This is a genomic window from Bradyrhizobium cenepequi, from assembly GCF_020329485.1.
In the GTDB taxonomy this organism is placed as follows: Bacteria; Pseudomonadota; Alphaproteobacteria; order Rhizobiales; family Xanthobacteraceae; genus Bradyrhizobium; species Bradyrhizobium cenepequi.
In genome coordinates, this window is sequence record NZ_JAGKJI010000040.1 from 16,959 (window position 1) to 43,154 (window position 26,196).

Annotated in this window: 25 protein-coding genes, 1 tRNA gene and 1 riboswitch; of the genes, 9 read left to right on the forward strand and 17 right to left on the reverse strand. The window is 64.1% G+C overall.

Annotation, left to right across the window (positions count from 1 at the left end; genetic code table 11):
• Nucleotides 1-39 precede the first annotated feature (39 nt).
• Both J6497_RS30545 and tesB read right to left on the reverse strand, forming a co-directional pair.
• Nucleotides 40-1,122, reverse strand: coding sequence for an ISAs1 family transposase (locus J6497_RS30545; RefSeq protein WP_225707952.1), 1,083 nt, complete (start codon nucleotides 1,120-1,122; stop codon nucleotides 40-42).
• 246 nt (nucleotides 1,123-1,368) lie between these two features.
• Nucleotides 1,369-2,229, reverse strand: a complete 861-nt coding sequence (gene tesB / locus J6497_RS30550; RefSeq protein WP_225707953.1) for an acyl-CoA thioesterase II — start codon at nucleotides 2,227-2,229, stop codon at nucleotides 1,369-1,371.
• A gap of 292 nt (nucleotides 2,230-2,521) precedes the next feature.
• On the opposite strand from tesB, the gene J6497_RS30555 reads away from it, so the two are divergent.
• Nucleotides 2,522-3,742, forward strand: a complete 1,221-nt coding sequence (locus J6497_RS30555; protein ID WP_225707954.1) for a ubiquinone biosynthesis hydroxylase — start codon at nucleotides 2,522-2,524, stop codon at nucleotides 3,740-3,742.
• Nucleotides 3,743-3,820: 78 nt separating this feature from the next.
• Here J6497_RS30555 and J6497_RS30560 read toward each other — a convergent pair whose 3' ends face one another.
• Both J6497_RS30560 and J6497_RS30565 read right to left on the reverse strand, forming a co-directional pair.
• Nucleotides 3,821-4,018, reverse strand: coding sequence for a Trm112 family protein (locus J6497_RS30560; RefSeq protein WP_225707955.1), 198 nt, complete (start codon nucleotides 4,016-4,018; stop codon nucleotides 3,821-3,823).
• A 41-nt stretch (nucleotides 4,019-4,059) separates the two neighbouring features.
• Nucleotides 4,060-4,596, reverse strand: a complete 537-nt coding sequence (locus J6497_RS30565; RefSeq protein WP_225707956.1) for a TetR/AcrR family transcriptional regulator — start codon at nucleotides 4,594-4,596, stop codon at nucleotides 4,060-4,062.
• Nucleotides 4,597-4,689: 93 nt separating this feature from the next.
• Here J6497_RS30565 and J6497_RS30570 point away from each other — a divergent pair, with 93 nt between their 5' ends.
• Nucleotides 4,690-5,040, forward strand: a complete 351-nt coding sequence (locus tag J6497_RS30570; protein ID WP_225707957.1) for a hypothetical protein — start codon at nucleotides 4,690-4,692, stop codon at nucleotides 5,038-5,040.
• A gap of 154 nt (nucleotides 5,041-5,194) precedes the next feature.
• On the opposite strand, the gene J6497_RS30575 is transcribed toward J6497_RS30570, so the two are convergent.
• On the reverse strand, nucleotides 5,195-5,869 hold the full coding sequence (locus tag J6497_RS30575) for an LON peptidase substrate-binding domain-containing protein (RefSeq protein WP_225707958.1): 675 nt from the start codon (nucleotides 5,867-5,869) through the stop codon (nucleotides 5,195-5,197).
• Nucleotides 5,870-6,022: 153 nt separating this feature from the next.
• Nucleotides 6,023-6,943 (reverse strand): thioredoxin, encoded by a 921-nt coding sequence (gene trxA / locus J6497_RS30580; protein ID WP_225707959.1) that lies wholly within the window; start codon nucleotides 6,941-6,943, stop codon nucleotides 6,023-6,025.
• A gap of 324 nt (nucleotides 6,944-7,267) precedes the next feature.
• Between trxA and J6497_RS30585 the strand changes: the two genes are divergently transcribed.
• The 3 genes from J6497_RS30585 to J6497_RS30595 all read left to right on the forward strand — a co-directional run bounded on the left by J6497_RS30585 (nucleotide 7,268) and on the right by J6497_RS30595 (nucleotide 9,824).
• Nucleotides 7,268-7,342: transfer RNA gene (locus J6497_RS30585), tRNA-Gly, on the forward strand.
• A gap of 427 nt (nucleotides 7,343-7,769) precedes the next feature.
• On the forward strand, nucleotides 7,770-9,047 hold the full coding sequence (locus J6497_RS30590) for a PQQ-dependent sugar dehydrogenase (protein ID WP_225707960.1): 1,278 nt from the start codon (nucleotides 7,770-7,772) through the stop codon (nucleotides 9,045-9,047).
• A 180-nt stretch (nucleotides 9,048-9,227) separates the two neighbouring features.
• The gene (locus tag J6497_RS30595) at nucleotides 9,228-9,824 is read left to right on the forward strand and encodes a c-type cytochrome (RefSeq protein WP_225707961.1); all 597 of its coding nucleotides are present in this window, start codon (nucleotides 9,228-9,230) and stop codon (nucleotides 9,822-9,824) included.
• A 32-nt stretch (nucleotides 9,825-9,856) separates the two neighbouring features.
• Here the strand turns inward: J6497_RS30595 and panE are convergent, their stop codons facing one another.
• The 3 genes from panE to J6497_RS30610 all read right to left on the reverse strand — a co-directional run bounded on the left by panE (nucleotide 9,857) and on the right by J6497_RS30610 (nucleotide 12,000).
• A complete protein-coding gene (gene panE, locus J6497_RS30600; RefSeq protein ID WP_225707962.1) occupies nucleotides 9,857-10,774 on the reverse strand; it encodes a 2-dehydropantoate 2-reductase in 918 nt (305 codons plus the stop codon).
• Nucleotides 10,775-10,935: 161 nt separating this feature from the next.
• On the reverse strand, nucleotides 10,936-11,193 hold the full coding sequence (locus J6497_RS30605) for a hypothetical protein (protein ID WP_225707963.1): 258 nt from the start codon (nucleotides 11,191-11,193) through the stop codon (nucleotides 10,936-10,938).
• A gap of 225 nt (nucleotides 11,194-11,418) precedes the next feature.
• Nucleotides 11,419-12,000 carry a DUF2239 family protein gene (locus J6497_RS30610; RefSeq protein ID WP_225707964.1) on the reverse strand — a complete coding sequence of 194 codons (582 nt, stop codon included), beginning with the start codon at nucleotides 11,998-12,000 and terminating at the stop codon, nucleotides 11,419-11,421.
• Nucleotides 12,001-12,157: 157 nt separating this feature from the next.
• Here J6497_RS30610 and J6497_RS30615 point away from each other — a divergent pair, with 157 nt between their 5' ends.
• Nucleotides 12,158-12,823: a glutathione S-transferase family protein gene (locus J6497_RS30615; protein ID WP_225707965.1), complete on the forward strand. Its 666-nt coding sequence runs from the start codon at nucleotides 12,158-12,160 to the stop codon at nucleotides 12,821-12,823.
• Nucleotides 12,824-12,984: 161 nt separating this feature from the next.
• Here the strand turns inward: J6497_RS30615 and J6497_RS30620 are convergent, their stop codons facing one another.
• The 3 genes from J6497_RS30620 to ggt form a co-directional block, all read right to left on the reverse strand.
• Nucleotides 12,985-13,881, reverse strand: coding sequence for an SDR family oxidoreductase (locus J6497_RS30620; RefSeq protein WP_225707966.1), 897 nt, complete (start codon nucleotides 13,879-13,881; stop codon nucleotides 12,985-12,987).
• A 225-nt stretch (nucleotides 13,882-14,106) separates the two neighbouring features.
• Nucleotides 14,107-15,405, reverse strand: a complete 1,299-nt coding sequence (locus J6497_RS30625) for an MFS transporter (RefSeq protein ID WP_225707967.1) — start codon at nucleotides 15,403-15,405, stop codon at nucleotides 14,107-14,109.
• Nucleotides 15,406-15,591: 186 nt separating this feature from the next.
• The gene (ggt, locus tag J6497_RS30630; protein ID WP_225707987.1) at nucleotides 15,592-17,238 is read right to left on the reverse strand and encodes a gamma-glutamyltransferase; all 1,647 of its coding nucleotides are present in this window, start codon (nucleotides 17,236-17,238) and stop codon (nucleotides 15,592-15,594) included.
• Nucleotides 17,239-17,464: 226 nt separating this feature from the next.
• Here ggt and J6497_RS30635 point away from each other — a divergent pair, with 226 nt between their 5' ends.
• Nucleotides 17,465-18,844, forward strand: coding sequence for an MFS transporter (locus tag J6497_RS30635; protein ID WP_225707988.1), 1,380 nt, complete (start codon nucleotides 17,465-17,467; stop codon nucleotides 18,842-18,844).
• Between the two features lie 9 nt (nucleotides 18,845-18,853).
• On the opposite strand, the gene purH is transcribed toward J6497_RS30635, so the two are convergent.
• The 3 genes from purH to J6497_RS30650 form a co-directional block, all read right to left on the reverse strand.
• On the reverse strand, nucleotides 18,854-20,446 hold the full coding sequence (gene purH / locus J6497_RS30640) for a bifunctional phosphoribosylaminoimidazolecarboxamide formyltransferase/IMP cyclohydrolase (protein ID WP_225707968.1): 1,593 nt from the start codon (nucleotides 20,444-20,446) through the stop codon (nucleotides 18,854-18,856).
• Between the two features lie 23 nt (nucleotides 20,447-20,469).
• Nucleotides 20,470-20,551, reverse strand: a riboswitch (ZMP/ZTP riboswitch).
• A 59-nt stretch (nucleotides 20,552-20,610) separates the two neighbouring features.
• Nucleotides 20,611-22,365: a heparinase II/III family protein gene (locus J6497_RS30645; protein ID WP_225707969.1), complete on the reverse strand. Its 1,755-nt coding sequence runs from the start codon at nucleotides 22,363-22,365 to the stop codon at nucleotides 20,611-20,613.
• A 114-nt stretch (nucleotides 22,366-22,479) separates the two neighbouring features.
• Nucleotides 22,480-23,826, reverse strand: coding sequence for an RsmB/NOP family class I SAM-dependent RNA methyltransferase (locus J6497_RS30650; protein WP_225707970.1), 1,347 nt, complete (start codon nucleotides 23,824-23,826; stop codon nucleotides 22,480-22,482).
• Between the two features lie 186 nt (nucleotides 23,827-24,012).
• Between J6497_RS30650 and J6497_RS30655 the strand changes: the two genes are divergently transcribed.
• Nucleotides 24,013-24,210 carry a DUF1674 domain-containing protein gene (locus J6497_RS30655; RefSeq protein ID WP_225707971.1) on the forward strand — a complete coding sequence of 66 codons (198 nt, stop codon included), beginning with the start codon at nucleotides 24,013-24,015 and terminating at the stop codon, nucleotides 24,208-24,210.
• Between the two features lie 218 nt (nucleotides 24,211-24,428).
• Nucleotides 24,429-24,938: a thermonuclease family protein gene (locus J6497_RS30660; protein ID WP_376708293.1), complete on the forward strand. Its 510-nt coding sequence runs from the start codon at nucleotides 24,429-24,431 to the stop codon at nucleotides 24,936-24,938.
• Nucleotides 24,939-24,991: 53 nt separating this feature from the next.
• Here J6497_RS30660 and J6497_RS30665 read toward each other — a convergent pair whose 3' ends face one another.
• Complete coding sequence (locus J6497_RS30665; RefSeq protein WP_225707973.1) at nucleotides 24,992-25,507, reverse strand: L,D-transpeptidase; 516 nt, start codon at nucleotides 25,505-25,507, stop codon at nucleotides 24,992-24,994.
• A 290-nt stretch (nucleotides 25,508-25,797) separates the two neighbouring features.
• Nucleotides 25,798-26,190, reverse strand: coding sequence for a Kazal-type serine protease inhibitor family protein (locus J6497_RS30670; protein WP_225707974.1), 393 nt, complete (start codon nucleotides 26,188-26,190; stop codon nucleotides 25,798-25,800).
• Nucleotides 26,191-26,196 lie beyond the last annotated feature (6 nt).

A 26,196-nucleotide genomic window follows, 5' to 3' on the forward strand; every position in this document is an offset into this window, starting at 1 on the left:
GATGCCGATTGGCTTCACCTCTCCCGCTTGCGGGTAGGGCTATCGCATATGGGCAAGTGCGGAGAGAAGGAAGTCATTGTTCCATCTGGCCTGGAGCATTTTGTGGCTGATGCGAGCAGGTCCTGGCGTTGCCTGCAGGATATTGATGGCGAGCTTGCGGATGACGGCGAGGTTTTCCGGCCCGTGATCCTTGCGGCTGCGGCAGGCATCTTCGTCGAACACCGTATCGAGAACCCAGTGCAGGTTGTTCTCGATGCCCCAATGGGCACGCACGACGTCGAGCAACTTCTTGGCCGACAGCAGGCGCGAGGCCAGGAAGTATCGGAGCTTGTGCTTGGCGGGCTTGCCGGCGCTGGCGCGCCAACTGTCGATGCGGCCGACGGCAGCGATAGCGGGGAAGCCGTATTGCTTCGCCAACTGTGGTGCCGGCACGACGATGGCCTGCCGGCGCTCGACGCGGTCATGAGCGGAGGTCTTTCGCTGGCTCGCCCGCGCTGGCTTTCGGGCGGCATCGAGCAGCGCTTTGACGGCTTTGAAGAGCCGGCCTCGATTGCTCTTGATGGCCAACACGTAGTGGCCCTTCCGGTCGCGGATGGCCTGTGCCGTGTCGGGCCGGCAATGCAAGGCGTCGGCGGTGACAAGCGCACCGTCCAGATCGAGCAGGGCGAGGACTTCGAGAGCGCCGGCAACCTCGTTGCGATTGGGGGCCTTCCTCTGAGCCAACGCCATGCGTGTGCCTGCCGCCCAGACATTGACCATGTGCAGCGGCATGGACTGCCGGCCCCGCGGGAAGGCTCCGCGCAGGGCCTTGCCGTCGATACTGACCATCCCCCTGACGCCGAAACTCTTGCCGAGCTTGCGCAGGACCGCTTCCAGACCCTTCGGGTCCAGTGCCCGGAAGACGTTGTTGAACGTATCGTGGCTGGGAATGCCGTGTCTGAGTTCCAGGAGCCGCCGCAACAGCTCCTCTCGGCCTTTGCCGAAGAACTCGAACTCGGTGCAGGTCTTGGCGCCGGCCAGCGTCGCCGCCAAGGCGATGACGAGGATATCCACCAGACTGTGTTTGGCGTTGCTGGCACGCGGATCCTTGAGCGGGCGAAACATGCGCCTGACATTGCGCATTTGGGTCTCCTTCCGAAAGCGGGAGACACTCCAAGAATCCAATTCGCGCCGCTATGCAATACTTCTCCATGGCCATATGCGATTCCCCTACGCTTGCGGGGGAGGTCGGCGCGTAAGCGCCGGGTGGGGGCTTTCTCCACTCAAAGAGTGTCGATCGCGGAGACACCCCCACCCCAGCCCTCCCCCGCAAGCGGCGCAAGCGGGAGACGGAGCGCAGTTTCATCGCGGCTGCAATTCTACCGCGCGCTACTTCCGCTCGCGCACCGAACCTTCCTGTGCCACTGACGCCACCAGCGTGCCGTCGGGCTTGAAGATCAGGCCGCGCGTCAGGCCGCGACCTGATTGCGCGCTCGGCGAATCCTGCGCGTAGAGCAGCCATTCGTCGGCGCGGAACGGTCGGTGAAACCACATCGCGTGATCGAGGCTTGCCGGCATCATGCGCTTGTCGAACAGCGTGCGGCCATAGCGCGCCATCACCGCATCGAGCAATGAGAAGTCGGAGGCGTAAGCGAGCGCGCACAGATGCAGGGCGGGGTCGTCGGGCAGTTTGGCCGCGGTGCGGATCCAGACATGGATGCGGCCGCCCTCGATCTTCTGGCCGAAATAGCGGCCGAGCTCGACCGGGCGCAGCTCGATCGGCCGATCGGATTCGTAGTAGCGGCGGATGAAGTCCGGCATTTCACGGAACATCGGCTGCTTCGACACCTCCTCCGCGGTGAGCTTTTCCGGCGGCGCCACGTCCGGCATCTTCTCCTGGTGATCGAACGCGCCCTGCTCCTCGGCGTGGAATGACACCATGATCGAGAAGATGGCATTGCCATGCTGGATCGCGGTGACGCGGCGGGTCGAATAGCTCTTGCCGTCGCGCAGCCGCTCGACCTGATAGATGATCGGGACCTGCGGGTCGCCCGGCAGGATGAAATAGCAATGGATCGAATGCGGCAGGCGGCCCTCGACGGTGCGGCAGGCCGCGACCATAGCCTGGCCGATCACCTGGCCCCCGAACACCCGCTGCCAGCTTGTCTTCGGGCTGTTGCCGCGGAACAGGTTCACCTCGAGCGGCTCGAGATCCAGGATGGACAGCAGGTCAATCAGGCTTTTTGACATGAAAGCTTCCTCTTCCGCCGTCATTCCGGGGCGCGTCGTAGGTAGGCGCGAACCCGGAATCTCGCGCCGAAAACCTCTGGATTCCGGGTTCGCGCTGGCGCGCGCCCCGGAATGACGGTGCGTGGGATGAGATCATGATCTCATCCCTTTACTATTTGAGCATGATCCTTCGGAAAACCTGTTTCCACTTTTCCGGATCATGCTCTAAGCACCTTGTTTGGTGCCACTGTTTCGCCCAGCTGTTATCAGGTAGCAAGCACAGTCTGAGGGCATGAGCACGTAAGGGACTTGCATGTCGGCACAGCGAGGCATTGTCATTTGCGGGGGCGCCTTTGCGGGTTTGGCGCTGGCCCTGGCGGTGCGCCAGGGGCTGGGCACCGAAATCCCCGTCATCGTGACCGATCCGGCGCTCGGGCAGCGCCCGAGCCGCGATCCGCGGGCGACCGCGATCGTCGCCGCCTGCCGCCGGTTGTTCGAGGCGATCGGCATCTGGGGCGAGATCGCGGAAACCACGCAGCCGATCCTCGATATGGTCGTCACCGATTCCCGGCTCGACGATGCCACGCGCCCGGCTTTCCTGACCTTTGCCGGCGATGTCGAACCCGGCGAGCCCTTTGCGCATATGGTCGAGAACAGGCTTCTGATCGACGCGCTGGTGGCGCGCACCGAGGCCGCCGGCATCGATCTGCGCGCGACCGCGGTCTCAAACTTCGAAGCCAATGCCGATCTCGTCAGCGTGACGCTCGCAGATGGCAGTGTGATCGAAGCGAGCCTGCTGGTGGCTGCGGATGGCGCGCGCTCGAAGCTGCGCGAGCGCGCCGGCATCGTCACCCATGGCTGGGACTACGATCAGTCCGGCATCGTCGTCACGGTCGGTCATGAGCGCGACCACCAAGGCCGCGCCGAAGAGCACTTCCTGCCCGCCGGTCCGTTTGCGATCCTGCCGCTGAAGGGAAAACGCTCGTCGCTGGTGTGGACCGAGAACCGCGAGGAAGCTTCCCGCATCGTCGGCTTGAGCGAAGCGGAATTCCACGACGAACTGGAACGGCGCTTCGGCCTGCATCTCGGCGAGGTCAAGGCGCTCGATAAGCCCCGCGCGTTTCCGCTCGGCTATTTCGTCGCGCGCTCCTTCATCGGCGAACGGCTGGCGCTGGTCGGCGACGCCGCGCATCTAATCCACCCCATTGCAGGACAGGGGCTCAACATGGGCCTCAAGGACGTCGCGGCATTGGCGGAAGTCGTGGTCGATGCGGCACGGCTCGGCATCGATCTTGGCCAGGCCGATGTGCTCGAGCGCTACCAGCGCTGGCGCCGCTTCGACACCATGGCGATGGGGGTCGCGACCAATTCGCTGAACTTCCTGTTCTCCAACGAGTCGACGTTGTTGCGAACCGTGCGCGACGTCGGGCTCGGCGTCGTCGACCGCCTGCCGCCGCTGAAAAGCTTGTTCATCCGCCAGGCGGCCGGCCTGTCGGGAGAAGTACCGCGGCTGTTGAAGGGTGAAGCGCTGTAAGCCGCGAATGGCGAATCGCGAGTGGCGAATGGAAGGGTTCTCCATTCGCCACTCCCTATTCGCTATTCGCCTCTTCCATCACTCGATCTTGCGCGCTTCTTCCGGCAGCATGATGGGGATGCCGTCGCGGATCGGATAAGCGAGCTTTGCCGAGCGCGAGATCAGTTCCTGCCGTGCGGCGTCGAACTCCAGCGGGCCCTTGGTGATCGGACAGACCAGGATTTCGAGGAGCTTCGGATCGGCGGTGCTTTCGGGATGATCGGTCGGGGCGCTCATGACAGTCTTCCAGCTTGAGGACTGTTCTCTATCACATCCGATCAGCGCGCCGCCATCCGCAACAGTTCGTCGATGATCGCCTGCTGCTTGGCTTTTGGAAGCGGCTGCTCCGTCAGCGCTTGGCCGAGAAATGCCCAATAGAAGATCTGGGCGCGGATGCGGGCCACGTCGTCGGTGAGACCCGCCCGCTTCAGGAGGTCCTCGACATAGCCGAGCCGCCGCTGGTCGATCGCCTGCACGGCGGCCCGTGCGCCGGCGTCGACGTTCGCCCAGCTTCGGACGGCGTTTTCCAGTGCCAGCCTTTCGGAAAACACCCGGCGCAGCAGCACCGCCAGGGCGTCGGAACCCGCCGCTGCCGCCTCGACATCGACGATGATCCGCTCGGCGGCGATCTCGCGCCAATGTTTCAGGACGGCGGCGTGATAGGCGGCGATATCGGCGAAGTGCCAGTAAAAGCTGCCACGGGAGACGCCCATCTCTTTTGCCAAGGGTTCGGCCTTCAGCGCGGTGAAGCCGCGTTTTGCCAGTGCTTTCAGGCCCTGGTCGAGCCAGTCCTTTGCGGAAAGCTGATCGGTCATGCGGAGCACCATCGTTGGTCCGACCATACATCAGTGTATTGACAGGCGCCAAGGCGCGGCCGATAACCATACACTACTGTATGGAGGCGAACGATGCGCGATATCCTGCTGCAATGTTCCGGCCTCGCTGCGATCGCGGCGGCGCTGATCCACGGTTACCTCGGCGAGTTCAAGGTGTTTCCGAAAATGACGATCGAGCCGGCGCGGCTTCGCACGCTGATCCGGCTGGTCTGGCAGGCCGGCACGGTGGCGTGGATCGGCGGCGGCGTGCTGCTGCTCGCCGCGCCCTGGATGGCCTCGGACGTGGCGCGGCACTGGATCGTCGTCACGCTCGCCTGCGTATTTGCTTTTGCGGCCTTCGCCAACGCGGTTGCGACACGCGGTCGCCATTTCGGTTGGATGGCGCTCGGCGCCGTGGTGGCAATGGCGGTTGCGGGGTATTAGCCGGCCACGCCCAACACTGTCATTCCGGGGCACGCGCAGCGTGAACCCGGAATCCATCGCGCCGCAGCGCCGCTGGAGAAATGGATTCCGGGCTAGCCTAGTCCTTCGGACGCCCCGGAATGACGGCAGAGGAGAATGACGGACGGGGCGCGAATCACTGCAGCGGCGGGTCGCCGCTGGTGCGCTTCTTGGCGAGATCCATCTCGGTTACCGCGATCAGGATTTCGGCGCGGGTCTTGAGGTCGGGTGCCTCCAGCATCGCCTGCTTTTCCGCCGGTCCATAGGGCGACATCATCGCCAGCGCGTTGACGAGCGCCTCATTGGGCGCGGCTTCGATGCCGGCCCAGTCGACCTTCAGATTGTTGGCCTTGAGGAAGTCCGTCAGCACTGAGAGCAGCGCTTCCCGGTCGACATCCTCCTCGCCCTTGCGCGCGACGAAATCATCCTTGAAGGAGAAGAAATCGACCTTGCACTGGCGATAGGGGGTCAGCACGTTGAGCTCCTCGACCACCTTGAAGCGCGCCACGCCGGTGAGCTCAAGGATGTAGCGGCCGTCGCCGGATTCGGCGAGCTGGGTGATGCGTCCGGCGCAGCCGATGCGGAACAGCACCGGCGTCGCTTCATTGTGCGAATGAGTCACGTCGGGCTGGATCATGCCGATCAGCCGATGGCCGTCGCGGAAGGCATCGTCGACCATCGCGAGATAGCGCGGCTCGAAGATGTTGAGCGGCATCTGGCCGCGTGGCAACAGCAGCGCGCCGGCAAGCGGGAACACCGGGATGACCTCGGGGAGTTCGGCCGGGCCCCGATATTCGGCATTGATCGGCATCTGCGGCCCCGGTGTTATGCGCGCGCGTTACTCTAGATTATGATCCGATTATCCAAATCGGACTATAATCTCATCTCTTTTGTTTGAGCATGACCATTTCGGAAAGCCGGTCTCCACTTTGCGCTACGCGGCTCTCCGGATCCGGATCATGCTCTAAGAGAACAGGATCGTCGAAAGCCGCTTCCGTCCCTCAACGGTTGCTTCATCCGCCCCGCCCCACGCCTCGAAAAACTGGATCAGCTGCTTGCGCGCGCCGTCGTCGTTCCAGTTGCGGTCGCGCTTGACGATCTCCAGGAGCTGGCCCGTCGCCTCGCTGCGCTTGCCCATCGCGTTCAGTGCGGTCGCAAGATCGAACCGCGCCTGATGATCGAGCGGATTTGCGGCGACTTTCTGTTCCAATTCGCCGACCGGACCGACCGATTGCGCCTGCTCGGCGAGGTCGATCGCGGCCTGCACCGCCGTCACAGCCGGATCGTTGCGCTTGGACTCCGGCACCATGCCGAGCGTCTGCTTGGCCTGGTCGACTGCACCGGTCGTGACGTAGCATTTGGCGAGACCGGCGAGCGCGGCAATATTGGTGGCATCGATCCCGAGCACCTCGGCATAGATCTGCGCCGCGGCCGCAGCGTCGCCTTCGGCGAGCACGGCCTCGGCCTCCTTTAGGATTTCCGCAATATTTGGCTCGCCCGCGGCCGGGACGCCCTTGGTCAGCCGCTCGATGAAGGCGTTGACCTGGCTCTCCGGGATCGCGCCCATGAAACCGTCAGCCGGTTGGCCGCCCACGAAGGCGATCACGGCCGGGATCGACTGGATGCCCATCTGGCCGGGGATCGACGGATGCTCGTCGATGTTCATCTTGACGAGCTTGACCCGGCCCCTGGCGTTGGTCACCGCCTTTTCCAGGATGGGGGTGAGCTGGCGACAGGGTCCGCACCAAGGCGCCCAGAAATCGATCAGCACCGGCTGGCGCTTCGACTCCTCGATGACGTCCTTGACGAACGTCTGGGTGGTCGTTTCCTTGATCAGATCGCCTGCCTGCGGCGCCGGACCGCCGCCCTGCTCAACTATCGTCACGATATCCTCGCCTGATGTCTTAAAGATTGGCGCCTGTTCTAGCACGGCCGGAACTGAACACCCGTCAGCTAAATGGCGGCTTGGCGCCAAATTTCAATCGGCGAGCGCCGAATCGGCCCTCCATGGCGGGAGATCGAAAAGCGGGTTCCCCAATCAAAAACGCGCTGAGCCGCCAACGAATCGCCCCGGCTGCGTTGCTTTCGGCCGTTTCCTCATCATTTCTGATCAAATCAGGTGATTTCGCCACCTTCGGACCTGTTGCATTCGCGGTCCGCTTTTGGCATAGCTCTGGCGTTGCCGGCGAGTGATTGCCGCCATCAGGATGCGGGTGTAGCTCAGTGGTAGAGCACGACCTTGCCAAGGTCGGGGTCGAGGGTTCGAGCCCCTTCGCCCGCTCCAAATTTTCCCGTCCGCCGAACTGACATTTTCCCGCGGCCGCGCGCAGGCGCCTTCCTCCGCTTGACCGCAGCAAGCCCTCACCAAGAGGTATCGTCGGCGAGATGCAAGACGTCGCTCGGCCACGGCGCAGCCGATCATTCATCCGGACAATCGCATCGTCGGCCGTGACGCTGCCAGGAGGCGTTAGCTTCGAACGAATATTGCGGCGCAATGACATCGCTGGCCGCTTTCGCAAGAAAAACAGCGCAAGCGAATCCCCTCAACTTGTCTTGACCTCGCTCGAATGCGGAGTTGTTCGCCTGCGCTTCTCACGCGCGGGGGATGTGCTAACATTTTTCGCGTCTAGCCTATCTCTCGCAGACCACTGCAATCGTCTCGTTAGAATCAATAAAGAGCCAGCCGCCTGGCTGGATAGGGGAGTGACGCGATGCAATCGGTTTTCAATCGTTCCATTCTTGCGCTTGCTACCATCGCCCTTGTGGCGGGGACTGGCTTTGCGGATGCGCAACAGCAGCAGGACAAGGGTAGGGCGCTGAAGAAATACGAATCCGGCACCAAGGAATTCTGGACCCATCCGCCGGATGACTGGTTCCTGGGCGACGAGACCGAGGCGCAAAAGGGACTTGCACCGCCATCGGGACCGCCGACCGGCGCCTCCGATTCCGAACTGGCAGCGCTGATCAAGAAGATCAAGCTGCCCCAGGGCTTCAAGATTGAGGTCTATGCGTCGAACGTGCTTGCCGCGCGGCAGATGGCCTGGGGCGACAAGGGCACGCTGTTCGTCGGCTCGTTCGAGCTTGGCAATGTCTATGCGATCAAGGACAACAACGGCAAGAAAGAGGTGAAGACCGTCCTCAAGGGGCTGAACATGCCCACCGGCCTCGCCTTCCGCGACGGCGCGCTGTACGTGATCGCGGTCGACAAGCTGGTCCGCTACGACAATGCGGAAGCCAATCTAGATAATCTCGGCCAGGGCAAGGTGGTCTATGACGACATGCCCTCCTATGCCGCGCATGGCTGGAAATATATCGCTGTTGACAAGGACGGCTGGTTCTACATTCCGTTCGGACCGCCCTTCAACATCGGTATTCCCCCGACCAGCCTCTCGCAGATCCGCCGCGTCGATCCCAAGACCGGCAATGCGGAAATCTGGGCGCTCGGTGTCCGCAACAGCGTCGGCGGCGATGTCGATCCGCGCACCGGCCGCTACTGGTTCACCGAGAACGCGCGCGACTGGGTCAGCGACGACCTGCCGAGCGACAAGCTCAACATGATCTCGAAGATCGGCGAGCATTTCGGCTATCCCTATTGCCACCAGGGCGACATGCCCGATCCGAAATTCGCGATGGGGCACAAATGCTCGGAGTTCACGCCGCCCGTGCTCAATCTCGGCGCCCATGTCGCCCCGCTCGGCATGAAGTTCTACACCGGCAATCAATTTCCGGCGGAGTACAAGAACAACATCCTGATCGCCGAGCACGGTTCGTGGAACAGGCATAAGTACCAAGGCGGGCGGATCGTGCGCGTGATCGTCGGTCCCGACGGCAAGAACGCCAAGCAGGAAGTGTTGGCATCCGGCTGGATCGAAGGCGACCAGGGCTATCTCGGCCGCCCCGCCGACATCATCCTCGACAAGGACGGCTCGATCCTCGTTGCCGACGACTGGGCCGGCGCGATCTATCGCATCAGCTACAGCAAGAAGTGAGACTGTGACGATTGGGAGGCTGCGGTGGCCCGACGGTGGCCGCAGTCTCTTGTTTTGGACTCTGTCATTCCGGAGCGCGAAGCGCCTGTCCGGAACCCATAAGCATGAGTTGGGATTATGGATTTCGGGCCTGCGCTTCGCGCATCCCGGAATGACAAAACCCAGTGGGTGTGGAGCTTCATGCGCAAGCAGTTGATTTGGTCCGCCGTAAGCAGCCTTGCGCTGGCTTCAATTCTCCTCGCAACGCCCCTCGCCCGCGCCGCCGATGCCGCGGCCGGCAAGGAGAAGGCCGCGATGTGCGTCGCCTGCCACGGCGAAAACGGCATTTCGCAGATCGAGAACATCCCCTCGCTCGCCGGCCAGCCCGATCAGTTCATCCAGTGGCAGCTGGTGTTCTTCCGCGCCGGCACCCGCAAGAACGAGCAGATGCAGCCGATCGTCGAGCAGCTCAACAATGAGGACATCCGCAATCTCGGCGCCTATTTCTCCTCGCTGACGCCGCCGAAGGGTCAGAAGGACGACGATCCTGATCTGTCGGAGAAGGGCAAGCAGGCTGCCGCCGGCCGCCGCTGTGCGTCATGCCATACCGATACTTACGCCGGCACCAAGGCGGTGGCGCGCATCGCCGGCCAGCGCGAGGAATATCTCGTCAAGGCGCTGCACGATTACAAGTCCAGCACGCGCTCCGGCGGCGCCATGGCCGCAATGGCCGATGTCGCCTATCCCCTCAGCGAAGAAGAGATCGCCGCACTCGCGCATTATCTTGCGCATCTCTGATCTTACCCTCCCCTGAAAGGGGAGGATCGGAGTTACCCCCGCTGCAGTTCGTACGCCTTGAGATGCGTATACACGGTGCGCAGCTTCGGCACCGGAATCTTGGCGGCATCGGCGCGGGCGACGAGATCGCCGATCACGTGGTCGGCTTCGACTGGCAGGCCGGCCTTGATATCGCGGAACATCGAGGCGGTCATCGGCGAGCCAGCGGCAGTCAGCATGCCCTTGACGCGCTCGAAGAACGGACCGCCCAGCGCATAGCCTTCGGCGGTCGCGACCTCGCTGCATTCGTCCAGGATGCCGAGCAGGAAGTCCTTGCCGCCGGGCGCGGCCAGGATGTTGCCGACCGAGGTGCGCATCAGGCTGGTGGAGGCGGCGAGCGAAGCCAGAAACACCCATTTCTCCCACATGTCCTGCATCACGTGGTCGCTCGCGGTCGCGCCATTGACGACCGAAAACACCTCCGCGATCGCGCGCACGCGGTCCGACATCTTGCCGTCGCGCTCGCCGAAGGTCAGTGACTGCATCGGCTGCAGCTGCACCACTTCGCGCGCTTCGTTCAGCGTCGCCGCAATGGCGCAGAGTCCGCCGAGCACATGACCGGCGCCGAATTTCTGGTCGAGCACATCGAGATGCAGCATGCCATTGAGCAGCGGGATGATCGCGGTGGCCGGACCGACAGCCGGTGCAAACGACTTGATGGCGTCCTCCAGGTCGAAAGCCTTGCAGCTCAACAGCACGACGTCGAATTTTTCGTTCAGCCTGTCCGCCTGCACGCTCGGCGGATTCTTCAGCGTCACGTCGCCATTCGGGCTCTTGATCACGAGGCCTGCGGTCGCGAGTTCGGATGCGCGCCTGGGGCGGACCAGGAATGTAATGTCACGGCCCGCCTGCAGCAGCCGCCCACCGAAATATCCGCCGATCGCACCGGCGCCGACGACGAGAACGCGCATGGGATGATTCCTTGTTTGTTGTTGCTTGAGAGTGGACGGGCGAATGGACTGGCAAACCGGTGGGCGACCTTCCCTGCCATTTGCTCGGCCCTTCGGGTTTCTCCTTGGCCTCTATTGTGGCGCGATCCGCGCGGCTCGTCTACAATATGATGATTGTCATCCTATTGTGATGACCCCGTTCCGGTCAAATCAAACGCCGGATGGTCTGCTTCCGCCAGACCAGCATGTAATAGGCCATCTGCAGCAGGAACATGGTGCAGAAGGTGATCGGATAGGCGGCCCATACCCCTCGATGCCCCGATCATCTGTCCCAGATAGATGTTGTTGATGGTGCCGAACAGCGCCTGCAGGATGTTGCTGAGCATCATCGGCAGCAGGAAGGCGAGAAACGTCCTCCAGAGCGGCGGCGGCTTGGACATAAGGTATTCCTGTTGAAACGGGATAGGCAGTTGATTGAATCGGTCGGCGCCGCAGATTCACCTCTCCCGCTTGCGGGGGAGGTCGGCGCGTAAGCGCCGGGGCTCTCTCCACACAAAAGAACGGTCCGACTCGTGGAGAAACCCCCACCCCGCCCTCCCCGCAAGCGACCCGCAAGCAAGCGGGAGAGGGAGAGCACCTCCATCGTGGCTTAACTTCACCACGCGCTAATCGGCCCGGTCGCTGTAGGCGAGCTTGACGACGTGGTCGCGAATGTCGGGCGGCCAGTCGGCGATCTCGCTGACAAAGCGGCGGCGGTCGTCGGCGAACAGTGCGCGCGAGGCCTCGTCGAATTTCGGCAAGTTACCCGCCATCGCCGACATGAAATGATAGGCGGCATCGCGCGCGGCGCGCTGGCGATCGCGGTCGCCGCTCAAGCGGCGGGCCTCGTCCACCAGCTTGCGCAGCGCGACCGAAGCGCCGCCGGGCTGCGCGTTGAGCCATTCCCAATGGCGCGGCAGCAGCGTCACCTCGCGCGCGACCACGCCGAGCTTCGGCCGGCCACGGCCACGCGGCTCGCTCGGCGGCGGTTCGGGCGCCTCGCTTGATGGAGCTGATGTCGGCAGCCTCGCCAGGATCTCATCATCGCTGCCGCGAAGGTCGAGATCGATGGCACGACCGGTCCGGTCGCAGAAGATCGCGATCGGCTCGGCGGTTTGGCCGATCTGTTTGACCGCCAGCGCGACCTCGGCCAGCGGCCCGGCGGCGAGCCGACGTTGGCCCTCGAAGGCTGTAAATGTCTGGTTCATTTGGGCTATCTGCTTGATTCACGGTTCATTGATTTGTACCCGGATATAATATGAGTGTCAATATCATCCGGGTAAATAATTCGCAGCGTTTGGCCTGATCGCGAATCTCCCGATTGGCTGATAGGGAACTCCCGGCTTTGCATTTTTAGGGGACGCCGTGCTGACTGTTCATCACCTCAACAATTCGCGCTCGCAACGGGTGCTGTGGCTCCTGGAGGAGCTTGGCGTGCCCTATGAGATCGTGCGCTATCAGCGCGGGCCGGACATGCGCGCGCCGAAAGAGTTGCTGGCGGTGCATCCGCTCGGCAAGTCGCCCGTCATCACCGACAACGGCAACACCATCGCGGAATCCGGCGCGATCGCCGAATACATCCTCACCACCTATGGCAAGGGGCGCCTGGTCCCGCCGCCCGCCACGCCGGAGCGGCTGCGGTACACCTATTGGCTGCACTATGCCGAGGGATCGGCGATGCCGCCGCTGCTGCTGAAGCTGCTGTTCACGATGATGCCGAAGCGCGCGCCCGCGCTATTGCGGCCGCTGGTGCGCAAGGTGACCAATCAGGCGCTGACCATGCTGGTCAATCCGCAGCTCAAGCAGCACATGGCGTTTTGGGAGGCGGAGCTCGGCAAAAGCCAGTGGTTCGCGGGCAACGAATTCAGCGCGGCCGACATCCAGATGAGCTTTCCGCTGGAAGCCGCCGCCGCACGCGCCGGGCTGGATGAGGGCCATCCGAAGTGCATGGCGTTCCTCGAAAGGATTCACGCGCGCCCGGCCTATGCCCGCGCGCTGGAGAAGGGCGGCCCGTATCAGGTGGGGCGGTAGGCGTGCCTCACCTCGCTCCGCTCGTGCGGGGAGAGGTCGGCGCGTAGCGCCGGGTGAGGGGTGTTGCCGCGCATTCGGTGTTCGTGGAAGCAGCCCCTCAGCTCTCCCTCTCCCCGTAAGAACGGGGAGAGGGAGAGCTCGGCGCTCGCTTCGATCGGGTTCTACCGTGACTTCTGGGCTTCGCCGACGGAGGGCAGCGCCTGCACGGTGACGCCGGGCGGCGGCACCTCGTCATCGGGTACGAAGAAATCCGACATCAACGCGACCTTCGGGTCGACGCGATAGCGTTCGAAATCGCGCACGCCGGCGTCATACAGCACCTTGTCATCGATGCAGAACTGCCCGGTGAATTCTCGCGCAGGTCTGGTCAGGATGACGTGGGCGGCATCGCCCATGATCTCGGGGGTGCGGCTGGCGCGCATCATCGCGTCGCCGCCGAGGAGATTGCCGACCGCGGCGGTGGCGATCGTCGTGCGCGGCCACAGCGCGTTGACGCCGACACCGGCCGATCGCAATTCGCCTGACAGCCCGAGCACACACATGCTCATGCCGAATTTCGCCATGGTGTAGGCGGTGGAGTGCTCGAACCACTTGGTTTTCATGTCTGGTGGCGGCGACAGCATCAGGATGTGCGGGTTTGCCGCCTTCTTCAGATGCGGGATGCAGTATTTCGACACCATGAAGGTGCCCCGCGTGTTGATACCCATCATCAGGTCGAACCGCTTCATGTCGGTGGCCTGCGAGTTGGTCAGGCTGATCGCGCTGGCATTGTTGACGCAGATGTCGATGCCGCCAAATTCCGCGACCGTTTTCTCGATTGCGGCGATCACTTGCGTCTCGTCCCTGATGTCGCAAACGACCGGCAGCGCGTTGCCGCCGGCGGCGCGGATCTCGTCGGCGGCGGTATAGATCGTGCCCTTCAGCTTCGGATGCGGCTCGGTGGTCTTGGCGGCGATCGCGATGTTGGCGCCATCGCGCGCGGCCCGCAATGCGATCGCGAGCCCGATGCCGCGGCTCGCACCGGTGATGAACAGCGTCTTGCCGTTGAGCGACGTCATGGCAAACCTCCGATTCTAGTGTGAGATACCATTTGGTTGGTTCGCTCCCGCCGCACACTCAGTGCACCTCTCCCGCTTGCGGGGGAGGTCGGCGCGTAGCGCCGGGTGGGGGCTTTCTCCACTCAAAGAGTGTCGATCGTGGAGACACCCCCACCCGAGCCCTCCCCCCCGCAAGCGGGAGAGGGAGTGCAGCTCCATCCCGGCGCAGCTTGATCTCATCATGCTTCAGCCATCTGCATGTAGCACCCGGCCGCGGGTCTCCGGCAGCGCGTAGGCGGCCAGGAAGAATACCGCGTAAGCGGCGACCGCGAAAATCGCGATCGCGTTGGCGAGCGAGGTCGTGGTCGAGAGCGCGCCGACGAGGTACGGGAACAGCGCGCCGATGCCGCGGCCGAAATTATAACAGAAGCCCTGGCCGGAGCCGCGCAGCCGCGTCGGATACAGCTCAGTCAGGAACGCGCCCATGCCGGAGAAATAGCCGGAGGCAAAGAAGCCGAGCGGAAATCCCAATACCCACAATAATTCGTTGCTGATCTCCACTTGCGTATAGATCAGCACGACGGCGATAGCGCCCAGCGAGAAGGTCAGGAACAGGTTCCGACGGCCGATGCGGTCGGCGAGCCAGGCGCCGACGAGATAGCCGATGAACGAGCCGATGATGAGCGCAGCGAGATAGCCGGTCGAGGTGACGATCGAAAGATGCCGCTCGGTGGTGAGAAAGCGCGGCACCCAGAAGGTGATGGCGTAATAGCCGCCCTGGCAACCTGTCGCCGCCAGCGCCGCCAGGATCGTGGTCTTCAGGATCGGCCCGTGGAAGATCTCCCACAACGATGGCCGGTCGCCTTCGGTCTGCTGCTTCACGCGCGTCGCGGCTGCGATCTCGGGCTCGGTAACATAGCGGCGCAGATAGAACACCAGGAGCGCCGGCAGCGCTCCGATCACGAACATCCAGCGCCAGGCGGTTTCCGCTGGAAGAACCGAGAACAGGATCGCCTGTGAGAGCACCGCAAGACCCCAGCCGATGGCCCAGCCCGATTGCACTGAGCCGACCGCACGTCCGCGATATTGCGGCCGGATCGCTTCGCCCATCAGCACCGCGCCTGCCGCCCATTCGCCGCCGAAGCCCAGACCCAGGATGGCCCGCGCGATCAGGAGCTGATCGAAATTCTGCGCAATCGCGCAGATCAGCGAGAAGAACGAGAACCACAGAATGGTGATCTGCAGCGTCCTGACGCGACCAATGCGGTCGGCGAGATAGCCGCCGAGCCAGCCGCCGACGGCGGAAGAGAGCAGCGTCACCGTGCCCGCAAGACCCGCGGTGCCGGCATCGACCTTCCACAGCGTGATGATGGTGCCGATCACGAGCGGATAGATCATGAAATCCATGCCGTCGAGCGCCCAGCCCGAGAAGCAGGCCCAGAAGGTGCGCCGCTCCTGCAGGTTCATGTCACGGTAGAACGCGAGCAGGCTGCTGTCGTGGATTTCGGCGACTTCCATCGCCTTCGATGGATCCGATGTTGTCATGTCTGGGTCTCCGCGAGTTTCTTATTGGCCGGGCCTATCGCACGCAGCGGGGTCGCGGGAAAGGTAAATTTATCGCGATGATGTCGGGTGGGCAAAGCGCAGCGTGCCCACCAGTACGGGCAGAGTGTTGATGGTGGGCACGCTACGCTTTGCCCACCCTGCAAAATTGCACCCTGCGTTTCGGCGTCAATACCCCGCCGCCTCAGCGCCGCGGGTGCGGGGGTCGGGGGCGCCGAGCAGGCCCTTCGATGTGACCAGGATCGAATTCGCGGAGGAATAGCCGAGCGGCTCGACGAGCTTGTGGCCCTTGGCCCTGAGCTCGGCCAGCACGTCATCGGGAAATCCCTTCTCGATCCGCACTTCGTCCGGCAGCCATTGATGATGCACGCGCGGGGCTGCGACGGCGGCGGCGATGTTCATTTTGTAATCGATGACATCGACGATCACCTGCGTGACCGCGGAGATGATGCGGCTGCCACCGGGCGAGCCTGTCACCAGCACCGGCTTGCCGTCCTTCAGCACGATGGTTGGCGACATCGACGATAGCGGCCGTTTTCCGGGGCCGGGCAGGTTGGCCTCGAAGCCGACCAGGCCGAATGCGTTTGAGGCGCCGGGCGCGGCGGTGAAATCGTCCAGCTCGTTGTTGAGCAGCACGCCGGTGCCCTCGGCGACGAGGCCGACGCCATAGGGGAAGTTCAGCGTATAGGTGTTGCTGACCGCATTTCCGTGCTCGTCGACCACGGAGTAATGCGTGGTGTTGGAGCCTTCGCGCTGCGGCGGCTTTGCTGCCGCCTCGGCCCAGGGCGTGGCGCGCGCAAAGTCGATGGTGGCGCGCTGCCTGGCCGCATAATCCTTGTCGAGGAGGGCGACCGTCGGCGCATTGATGAAGGCGGGATCGCCGAGATAACGCGCGCGATCGGCATAGGCGCGCTTCATCGCCTCGATCATGACATGGAGCGAAGCGGCAGAGCCTTGCTTCATGTCGGACATCTGGAAACCCTCGAGGATATTCAGGATCTCCAGCAGCACGATGCCACCCGAGGACGGCAGCGGCATCGAGATGATGTCATAGCCGCGATAGGTGCCGCGCGCGGGTGTGCGGATCACAGGCTGATAGGATTTCAGATCATTCAGCGCCATCATGCCGCCGGCGTCGCTGACAGCCTTGACGAGTTTTTCGGCGACCGGCCCTTCGTAGAAGCCGCGCGGCCCCTGCTCGGCGATCGCAGTGAGCGTGGTCGCGAGATCGCTTTGGATCAGCGTGTCGCCCTCATGCAGCGGCGAGCCATCGGTGCGGGAGAATGTCCTGACCGAGTTCGGCCAGCGCGACAAGCGGCGATACATGTCGGGCAGCGTGTCCGCAGTGTCGTCTGTGACAGCAAGACCCTCGCGCGCGAGATCGATCGCGGGTTTGATAATCTGCGCCAGCGTGAATTTCCCGGAACCATATTTCTCCAGCGCCAATGCGAGGCCGGCGACGGTGCCGGGCACGCCGATGCCGAGCGCGGAATTGCGCGACTTATCGGGATCGGGCTTGCCCTCGGCATTCAGAAAGATGTCGCGGCTGATGGCGCCAGGGGCGGTCTCGCGATAGTCGATCGCGATATCCTCGTTGCGACCAGTGAGGTGGATCACCATGAAACCGCCGCCGCCGATATTACCGGCGCGAGGATAGGTCACCGCCATGGCAAAGCCGGTCGCGACTGCCGCATCGACCGCATTTCCGCCCCGGCGCAGGATCTCGGCGCCGACCCGGGCTGCGAGCTTCTCCTGCGCCGCCACCATGCCATGCTCGGCTGCGATGCCCTGCATGGCGTCGGCGGCCAGCGGCATATAGAAGCGGCGCTGCTTCTGCGCAGTCGCCGGCACGATCGCAAAGACCACGAGCACGATGGCCGCGACAATCCTGCGCCAATTGTTTGAGGAAGCTGCCATCAATATTTCGCCGCTGTTGGAGCCCAAGCAGGAACGCTCGCGCAAGCACTGCATGCTATATGGATTTGAGGCCGGCAGGCAAAGCGCCTGTTCGCGATCGGGGCAGGACGATTTTCGCATGGACATGGCGATCAGCGAGACGGGCGGCGCAGAGCGGCCGAAGGAATATCCGAGCCGTGGCGCCGTTATCAGCTGGATTTTTTTCGATTGGGCCGCGCAGCCCTATTTCACGCTGATCACGACCTTCGTCTTCGCGCCCTATTTTGCCGGCTTCATTGCGCCCGATCCGGCGAGCGGTCAGGCGATGTGGGGCTTTGCCACCGCTGCCGCGGGGCTTGCGATCGCGCTGCTGTCGCCGGTGCTCGGCGCCATCGCTGATGCCAGCGGCCGGCGCAAGCCGTGGATCGCGTGCTTCGGCGCGCTGCTCGTGCTCGGTTCCTCGCTGATGTGGCTCGGCCGGCCCGGCGATGCCAGCATCATTCCGCCGCTGTTGTTCGCCTATGCGCTCGCCTCTGTCGGCGCGGAGTTCGCCACCGTCTTCAACAATGCGATGATGCCGACATTGGTGCCGGCGAACAGGATCGGGCGGCTCTCGGGAACGGGCTGGGCCACCGGCTATGTCGGCGGCGTGCTCAGCCTATTCCTGGTGCTCGGCTTCCTCGCGGCGAGCCCGGAGACCGGCCGCACGCTGTTCGGCTTCAAGCCGCTGTTCGGGCTTGATCCCGCCGCGCACGCTGGCGACCGCATCACCGGGCCGTTGACCGGCCTCTGGTTCATGCTGTTTGTGACGCCGCTGTTCCTGTTCACGCCGGACTATCCGGCGAAGCGGCCGGTGCGGCAGGCGCTGCGCGAGGGTTTGCGCGAATTGAAGCAAACGATCGGCGAACTGCCGCAGCGGAAATCGGTCGCGACGTTCCTGCTCGCCAACATGATCTATGCTGACGGGCTGGTGTCGCTGTTCGCATTCGGCGGCATCTATGCCGCCGGCACGTTCGGCTGGCGCACGATCCAGATCGGCACGTTCGGCATCATCCTCGCGATTGCCGGCGTGTTTGGCGCCTGGCTAGGCGGCAAGCTCGATGATCTCTTTGGACCGAAGCGCGTGATCGCAGGCAGCTTGATCATCCTCTTGTTCTCGATCGCCGCGATTCTGCTGGTCGACAAGGATTCGATCCTGTTCGTGCAGGTCGCGCCGCCGGAGCCGGGCGGTCCGCTGTTCGCCGGTGCGGCCGAGCGCGCCTATCTCGTGCTCGGCTGCCTGATCGGCGCCGCCGGCGGGCCGCTGCAGGCGGCCTCGCGCACGCTTTTGATCCACCTCGCGCCGAAGGACCGCATCGCGCAGTATTTCGGACTGTTCGCGCTGACCGGCAAAGTGACGTCCTTCATCGGCCCGCTCCTGATCGGCGTGATCACCGCGACGACTGCGAGCCAGAAGGCCGGCATGGCGGTGCTGGTCCTGTTCTTCCTCGCCGGGCTCGCGCTGTTGATGCGGGTGCGGGATTAAATCTCGGCGTCAATGCCGGAAATGCCGCACGCCCGTGAACACCATGGCGATGCCGTGCTCGTCGGCGGCCTTGATCACTTCGTCGTCGCGCACGGAGCCGCCGGGCTGGATCACCGCGGTGGCACCAGCCTCGATGCAGGCGAGCATGCCGTCGGCGAACGGAAAGAACGCGTCCGAGGCGACGACCGAGCCCTTGGTCAGCGGCTCCGCGAGCTTCAATTCGGCGGCAGCGTCCTGCGCCTTGCGCGCGGCGATGCCGGCGGAATCGACCCGGCTCATCTGGCCCGCACCGATGCCGACGGTCGCGAGGTCCTTGGCGTAGATGATGGTGTTCGACTTCACGTGCTTTGCCACCCGGAAAGCGAACTTGAGATCGCGCAGTTCGGCGTCCGACGGCGCGCGCTGGGTCACGACCTTCAGCGCCATGTCGTCGACCACGGCATTGTCGCGGCTCTGCACGAGCAGCCCGCCGGCGACGGTCTTGGCGGTGAGGCCGACCGCGCGCGGATCGGGCAGGCCGGCGGCGAGCAGGAGGCGGAGATTCTTCTTCGCCGCCACGATCTTGATCGCTTCATCGGTCGCGTCGGGCGCGATGATGACTTCGGTGAAGATCTCGGTGATCGCGCGCGCCGCATCCGCATCGAGCGTGCGGTTGACCGCGACGATGCCGCCAAAGGCGGATGTCGAATCGCAGGCCAGCGCCTTGCGATAGGCGCTGATGAGATCGGCGCCCTCGGCGACACCGCAGGGATTGGCGTGCTTGACGATCACGCAGGCGGCGGTGCGACCCGCATCGAACTCGCCGATGCATTCATAGGCCGCGTCGGTGTCGTTGATGTTGTTGTAGGACAATTCCTTGCCCTGCACCTGCCGCGCGGTGGCGACGCCAGGACGCTTCTCCGGCGTCGCGTAGAACGCCGCGCTCTGGTGCGGGTTCTCGCCGTAGCGCAGCTTCTGGATCAGCTTGCCGCCGAAGGCGCGAAAATCCGGCGCGTCGGTCTTGAGCTCCTTCGCGAACCAGTTCGAGATCGCCGCGTCATAGGCCGCGGTGCGCGCATAGGCCTTCGCGGCGAGGCGGCGGCGAAGTGTGAGCGTGGTCGCGCCCTTGTTGGCCGCAAGCTCGTCGAGCACCGCCTGATAATCCTGCGCTTCGACGACAACGGCGACGTCGTCGTGATTCTTCGCGGCAGCGCGGATCATCGCGGGGCCGCCGATGTCGATGTTCTCGATGCACTCCTCGAAGCCTGCGTCCTTCTCGACGGTGGCCTCGAACGGATAGAGATTGACAACGAGCAGATCGATCGGCGCGATGCCGTGGGCCTGCATCGCCGCCGCATGCTCCTTGTTGTCGCGGATCGCGAGCAGGCCGCCATGCACCTTGGGGTGCAAGGTCTTGACCCGTCCGTCCATCATTTCAGGGAAGCCGGTGAGGTCGGAAACGTCCTTCACCTTGAGGCCGGCGCCGGCAATCGCTTTCGCGGTGCCGCCGGTGGAGACGAGCTCGACGCCGTGGACAGCGAGCGCGCGGGCGAACTCGATCAGGCCGGTCTTGTCGGAAACGGAAAGGAGGGCGCGGGTGATGCGGCGGGTCGTGTCAGTCATGGGCAAGATCCTCTGTTAGGGAGTACCTATGCCCAGGCGCGCGGCAGATATATCCCGCGCTTCCCGATGGTGCTCCATCCAAGGTCGCCAGTCGCGCGAGCGAGTGCTCGTTAGCAGCTTTCGACGATCTTCACAACGGCCCCATAGGCCTGGACGGTGCGCGTCTACAACGGCAGTTCCGGCTCGCGACGGGCGTTGCGGCGGGCATTGGTCTGGGCTGCCGAGGTGCTCGAGCGGACGAAGCTCCAGCGGATGGTAGAGACCTGCTTTGCATCCTGCCGGACCACGATCTGGGAGGTGCGGCGCGGGCCGTCATTGCCGGCGAGGAACACGCTGTCCTCGAGATCGACCTTGTCGTCGAGCGCCTCGAAGGTCCAGACATCGCGGTTCGGCAACACCAGCATCACGCCGCGGGCATCGGAAAGCCGGCTCGCCTTCACCGACGGGTGCAGGTGAAACCGCAAGGCGTATTCGGTGTCATGGCCTCTGATGCGGCCGTCTGATGGCGGCGACAGTGTGTCCTCGCCGTCGAGTCTGGAGCCGTCATGGGCCGCCATCAGCACACGCTGGTGGATGACGCCAAAGCGCGAGAGATAGCCGTCATGCGAGGTGGTCAGGACATCGCCATCGCTGGCCGCCTCGCGATAGCTCTCGACATTGTTGGGACCGCTAGTGATCGGCGCGCCCTTGAGCAGGCGCTTCATCGCCGACATCTCGATGAACTGGCACGATGAGGTGTCGTGATAGGTCAGTGTCGAATGCGCCGCGGTCGAGCGCGCGAACGGCCGCCAATTGTCGCGCCCGGTGGCCGGCATGCCGCAATTGACGACGATCCGGTGCGGTCCGGACGACAGCTCGAACGAGAGACATCCGGCATGGGCATCCTGGCTGACGCTCGGCGGCGGCGGCTGGCCGGTGTCGATGATGACGGTCATGTTGCCGGCATCGAGCCGCTGATAGCCGGTGTGCGGCATGCTCGCCATCGGCGCGCCATGGGCGTCGTCATAGGCCAAGAGCGTCGCGACGAGGTCGGATGGCGCGGAGCTCATGCCGTTGAACAGCGCGAAGCTGCCGTCGCCATGGCGGAAGAAGCGCAGCATCGGCATCATGCGGTCGATGGCGTTGAGCAGTGCCGGCGGCGGGGCGATGTTTCGGGCGGCAAAGGTCTGGCGCAGCGGCAGCATATCGCTGAGCAGTTCCACCAGCGCGCCGGGATTGCGCGAGATATGCCCGCCATCGGGCAGGATCTGCCGCTGCAATTCGTCCGACAGCCGCCGCGTCGCCGAACGGATGTAGCCGGCCTGGTTGGCAAGGCAGAGCGAGGCGTAGCACAGCGCGATCAGCACCTGCAGCCGCGGCACGCCGTCGGCGACATCGAACATGCCATAACGTAAATAGCGGATCTCGCGCCCCAGCCCGCGCAGATATTTCCGGTAGAATTTCCCGTCGGTATCGCTGAGCACCAGAGGCGCCTGCGACAACAGCGAGATGACGCGGCGCGCCCGCACGTCGGCGCGGCGCTCCAGCGGTCGCCTCCGGGACGCGTTCGACATCCAGTCGTCGATCAGGGACCGCGCGTTGGCCCGGGTCAGCGCGGTATCGGCGACGCGCAGATGGCGCAGCCAGCCGAAGCCGAGCAGGGCCGCCTCCCAATCCTCGGACGGCGGTTCGAGATCGAAGATCGAACGGCCGTGGCAGGTCACGATCTTGCCCGCGAACACGAAGCGGCCGGCATAGATTTCCGCGGCGCGGGTGGCGTCCGCCGTGCGCAGGTCATGCGGGGCGATGATCAGGCGGTCGGTGCGGCCGGGCCACAATCGCGACAGCGCGACGGTTCCCCCGCTGGCGCGCGCCACCACGCTGCGCGCGAAGCGGCCGGCAATCAGTGTCGAGATACGTCTGCGTTGAGCGACGGACACACCTAACCTATGAGGGGAAGAGGGAGTCTGGCGAATCCTTTTAATCCGGAAACGCCGCCAAGACACCATCTTGAAACGGCGCGAATCAGGAATGGGAATGAAAATCCAATGAAATCAGGATTTAACCAGCCGCGCGGCGTAAAATCCGTCCAGTCCGCCAAGCCTGGCATCGGTATGGGGCAGATGGCAGGGCAGCGTGCGCAAGTCGCCCTCGGCGGTCAGGAGCTCGGAGAGGCCCGTGACCTCGCTTGGGGCGATCGGCTCGCGGCGCAGGCCTGATTCGCTGCCGAGGAGTGCCGCGACGGGTTGTTCGCCCTCCTCCGGTTCCAGCGAACAGGTGCAGTAGACCAGCGTTCCGCCTGACTTGAGCAGCGTGACCGCCTTTTGCAGCAGCCGCTTCTGCAGGGCGGCCAGCGTTGCGATCTCGGCCTCCTGCCGCAGCCAGGCCACATCCGGATGGCGGCGGATGGTGCCGGTCGAGGTGCAGGGAGCGTCGAGCAGGACACAGTCGAAACCGCCGCCGTCGCCCGGCCACTCGACGGCATCGGCAACAATGCACTCGGCTTCGAGCCCGAGCCGCGCAAGGTTGTCGCGCAGCCGTGCCATGCGCGCCGGTGAGCGATCGATGGCGGTCACCTGCGCGCCGGCATAGGCGAGTTGTGCCGTCTTTCCGCCGGGCGCGGCGCAGAGATCGGCGATGCGCTTGCCTTTGATGTCGCCAAACAGCCGCGCCGGTAAGGCCGCGGCGGCGTCCTGCACCCACCATTGCCCTTCGGGAAAGCCGGGCAGCATCGTCACCGAGCCATGCAACAATGTGCGCACGGTTCCCGTCGGCAGCATCTCGCCGTGCAGCCGGCTCGCCCATTGCGCGGGATCGGATTTCACGGTGAGGTCGAGCGAGGGCTCGTTAGCGATGGCAAGCGCCATTTCGCGCGCGGTGGCTTCGCCGTAATAAGCGGTCCAGCGTGCAAGCAGCCAATGCGGAATATCCAGCGTCTGTGTCTTGACCTCTTCGACCAGCGCATGGCCCTCGCGCGCGCAACGGCGCAGCACGGCATTGACGAGTCCCGCATATTTGGCGGCGCGCCGGTCCGACTGCACGAGCCGTACCGACAGATCGACCGCGGCATGATCAGGCACGTCCATCCAGAGGATCTGCGCGGCGCCGATCAGCAGTGCGCTCTGCGCGCGCGGCGCGTCGGTCGGGATGCCGCGGTCGAGCAGGCGCGACAACAGATGGCCGAGGGTTCCGAGCCGCCGCAGGATCGTCGACACCAATCGACGCATCAGTGCCCGATCGCGATCGGCAAGCGTCTTCAGGCCGGGATGAGCACCGGTGCCATCGAGCTGGTCATCGAGCGTGCGATGCTTGTGCAGGACACCGTCCAGAATGTCGGCTGCGATGCGTCGCGCCGCGAGGCCGGGCACTTCGATCGACGCTGCAAATCTTGAAGGGGGCATGGAGCGGGAATATCTCAGTCGTGGAAAGCGGATAAGCGCCTCGGCTCATGCCATCGTGCGGGAGATAAAACAGCTGTGGCATGCGAATATGCCAAATGTAAGAATCGGTCTTCCAATTTCATGATCGTGATGCCAAAGGTTTTTCGGATATCCGCGATATAAAATTTGTTGCAGGAAAATCGTATCATGACCGACCATGCGCCACCGCCGGAGCGCAAGCCGCTGACGCCAGCCGCGCAGCGCGCGCTTACTGAGGCCGAAGCGCGACGGAAGGCCGCGGCGGCAAGCGCCCAGCCCATGCAGAAGGAGGTTCAGGGACCGAAGGGACCGGAACCGACGCGCTATGGCGACTGGGAGAGCAAAGGCATCGCGTCGGACTTTTGACGCGCCAGGTATTCTTTTGTCGCGTCACTCGACGCGACTTCGTTCGGGCATGATCTCCGCGCAAACGCTTTGCGTTTGTCGCGAGGGAAAACCGGATTCCACTTTTCCGGATCATGCTCTAGCGTGGGACAATGCCTCCCCGCGAGCGAATCAATCCATATAGGCAATCGTTTCGTCGCACTCCATTTGGTCGCCGGTTTTCGGCTGCCTTGCCATGGGTGTTCGTGATCGGCATTGCGTTCGGCACGATGCTGCCGATCCGGCAATGGGTGCCTTGGCAGCTCCCGCATTGGGGAAGTAGCCGCGTGCAGGATGCCGACGTGATCTGGCAGCGCGCCGGCACTTCCGACATCCGCCGCACCGTCGACGTCATCAGGACGATCGATGGCGACACATTCGAGGCCCGCGTGCATCTGGAGCAGGGACGCGATCTCATGACCCACGTCCGCTTGCGTGGCATCGATGCGCCGGAGTTGAAGGCGTCATGCCGGGAAGAGTTCGAAAGGGCCGAGGCCGCGACCGACGCCTTGCGCAGCCTGCTTAGCCAGGGCGGTGTTGTGATCTACAATGTCGGTCCCGACAAATATCAGGGTCGCGTCGTCGCAGACGTCGCGACCAGGCGCACCGAAAATGTGTCGGCGGCGCTGCTCGCGGCAGGTCATGTGCGCAGCTACAATGGCGGCCACCGCTTCGGCTGGTGCGCAAGGAATCGCCGCTTCTGGGAATGAAGGCAGCCGCGCGCAACGGCGCGACTTTTGTTGATCCGCCTGCTTCGATCAGCTCAGTGCGTGACGACCACGGTGGCGCCGACGGGGACTCGGGAATAGAGGTCGGTGATGTCGTCGTTCAGCATGCGGATGCAGCCGTAAGAGACGAAGCCTCCGACCGAGCCCGGCACGTTGGTGCCGTGGATCGCATATTCGCCGCCGGAGAGCGTCAGCGCCGCGACGCCCATCGGATTCCTGGGCGAGCCGCCAGGAATCACGTCGGGCATGGAGGGCTTGTCGCGCTTGACTGCAGCGGGCGGCGACCAGGCGGGGTAGCGGTATTTGCCGTCGATCTGGGTGGTGCCGGCCCACTGCTTGCCGGCCCTCCCGACGCCGACAGGATAACGCATGGCGTGGCCCGACTCGAGGATGAGGTAGAGGCGCCGTTCGCTGGTCCTCACAACGATCGTGCCCGGAGAATAATAGTCGCCGTGCATGTCCACGATCTCTGGTCGCGCCTCGGCGGCCGTCGGCATTATTGCGCCCAACCCAAGGGTGGCAGCCACGGCCACCGCGATCCTCATCGACATCAAGCTCTCCACTTCCAGCCGCCCTTTGGTCAGTGCCCGGAGATGCCAGGGCCTGAGATCTCGCAACGGCCGGCGAAGCTAACGGCCTGCCGTTCGCGCAAGGCATTTTTGACCGCGTTTGTTAACCAGATGCTTTTTGCGTTGGGCGCAGGACGGCTCGCGATTGGGGCGACAAAAGAAAAGTTGGAAATAAAGTAAATGATCCGGAAACAGCACCGGCGGCAAACGCGCTGCTGCCGCCCCAAAGCGCCTGACAATCGCGTGAGAAGATGTTGTTTGCGGTCGCGCGGCTACTTGCTCGACTTTTTCTTCTTGGTTGCGGGCGGCTTCTCCGACTTCGGTTCGGCGGCACCCGGCGCCTTCTTGCAAGGGCCGGCATAATCGACCGCGACCTTGACGTGCCGCGCCTCGCACTCGTTCGGATAGGTCTTGCCGTTGCAACCGCAAACCGGCCGGTGAATCCGGATGCAAAAGGCCGGGGCCTTCTCGCAGGTGCCCTTGGCATCCTCGACGGCGCATTGTCCGGCCTCCTTGTGGCAGAACAGCGCCGAGTTGCACGTGATCTTTTCCGGCCCGCCACAGGCTTCGTCGAGGTTCGCCGCTCGCAAGCTCGGCACGCCCAGCATGAGGCCAGCCGCGGCGATCAGCGCCGCGGCTGCGAGACGACCAAAAGACACCCGCATGAACGC

Coding starts and splice junctions, on each gene's coding strand:
- J6497_RS30565 (WP_225707956.1), bottom strand. CDS start 4,596: ATGACCGATCAGCTTTCCGCAAAGGACTGGCTCGACCAGGGCCTGAAA.
- J6497_RS30670 (WP_225707974.1), bottom strand. CDS start 26,190: ATGCGGGTGTCTTTTGGTCGTCTCGCAGCCGCGGCGCTGATCGCCGCG.
- panE (WP_225707962.1), bottom strand. CDS start 10,774: ATGCGCGTTCTCGTCGTCGGCGCCGGTGCGATCGGCGGATATTTCGGT.
- J6497_RS30620 (WP_225707966.1), bottom strand. CDS start 13,881: ATGACGTCGCTCAACGGCAAGACGCTGTTCATCACCGGTGCGAGCCGC.
- ggt (WP_225707987.1), bottom strand. CDS start 17,238: ATGCCGCTGGCCGCCGACGCCATGCAGGGCATCGCAGCCGAGCATGGC.
- J6497_RS30595 (WP_225707961.1), top strand. CDS start 9,228: ATGCGCAAGCAGTTGATTTGGTCCGCCGTAAGCAGCCTTGCGCTGGCT.
- J6497_RS30665 (WP_225707973.1), bottom strand. CDS start 25,507: ATGTCGATGAGGATCGCGGTGGCCGTGGCTGCCACCCTTGGGTTGGGC.
- J6497_RS30650 (WP_225707970.1), bottom strand. CDS start 23,826: ATGCCCCCTTCAAGATTTGCAGCGTCGATCGAAGTGCCCGGCCTCGCG.
- J6497_RS30545 (WP_225707952.1), bottom strand. CDS start 1,122: ATGCGCAATGTCAGGCGCATGTTTCGCCCGCTCAAGGATCCGCGTGCC.
- tesB (WP_225707953.1), bottom strand. CDS start 2,229: ATGTCAAAAAGCCTGATTGACCTGCTGTCCATCCTGGATCTCGAGCCG.
- J6497_RS30605 (WP_225707963.1), bottom strand. CDS start 11,193: ATGTCCAAGCCGCCGCCGCTCTGGAGGACGTTTCTCGCCTTCCTGCTG.
- purH (WP_225707968.1), bottom strand. CDS start 20,446: ATGACTGACACGACCCGCCGCATCACCCGCGCCCTCCTTTCCGTTTCC.
- J6497_RS30590 (WP_225707960.1), top strand. CDS start 7,770: ATGCAATCGGTTTTCAATCGTTCCATTCTTGCGCTTGCTACCATCGCC.
- J6497_RS30560 (WP_225707955.1), bottom strand. CDS start 4,018: ATGAGCGCCCCGACCGATCATCCCGAAAGCACCGCCGATCCGAAGCTC.
- J6497_RS30635 (WP_225707988.1), top strand. CDS start 17,465: ATGGCGATCAGCGAGACGGGCGGCGCAGAGCGGCCGAAGGAATATCCG.
- J6497_RS30575 (WP_225707958.1), bottom strand. CDS start 5,869: ATGCCGATCAATGCCGAATATCGGGGCCCGGCCGAACTCCCCGAGGTC.
- J6497_RS30570 (WP_225707957.1), top strand. CDS start 4,690: ATGCGCGATATCCTGCTGCAATGTTCCGGCCTCGCTGCGATCGCGGCG.
- J6497_RS30610 (WP_225707964.1), bottom strand. CDS start 12,000: ATGAACCAGACATTTACAGCCTTCGAGGGCCAACGTCGGCTCGCCGCC.
- J6497_RS30625 (WP_225707967.1), bottom strand. CDS start 15,405: ATGACAACATCGGATCCATCGAAGGCGATGGAAGTCGCCGAAATCCAC.
- J6497_RS30555 (WP_225707954.1), top strand. CDS start 2,522: ATGTCGGCACAGCGAGGCATTGTCATTTGCGGGGGCGCCTTTGCGGGT.
- J6497_RS30655 (WP_225707971.1), top strand. CDS start 24,013: ATGACCGACCATGCGCCACCGCCGGAGCGCAAGCCGCTGACGCCAGCC.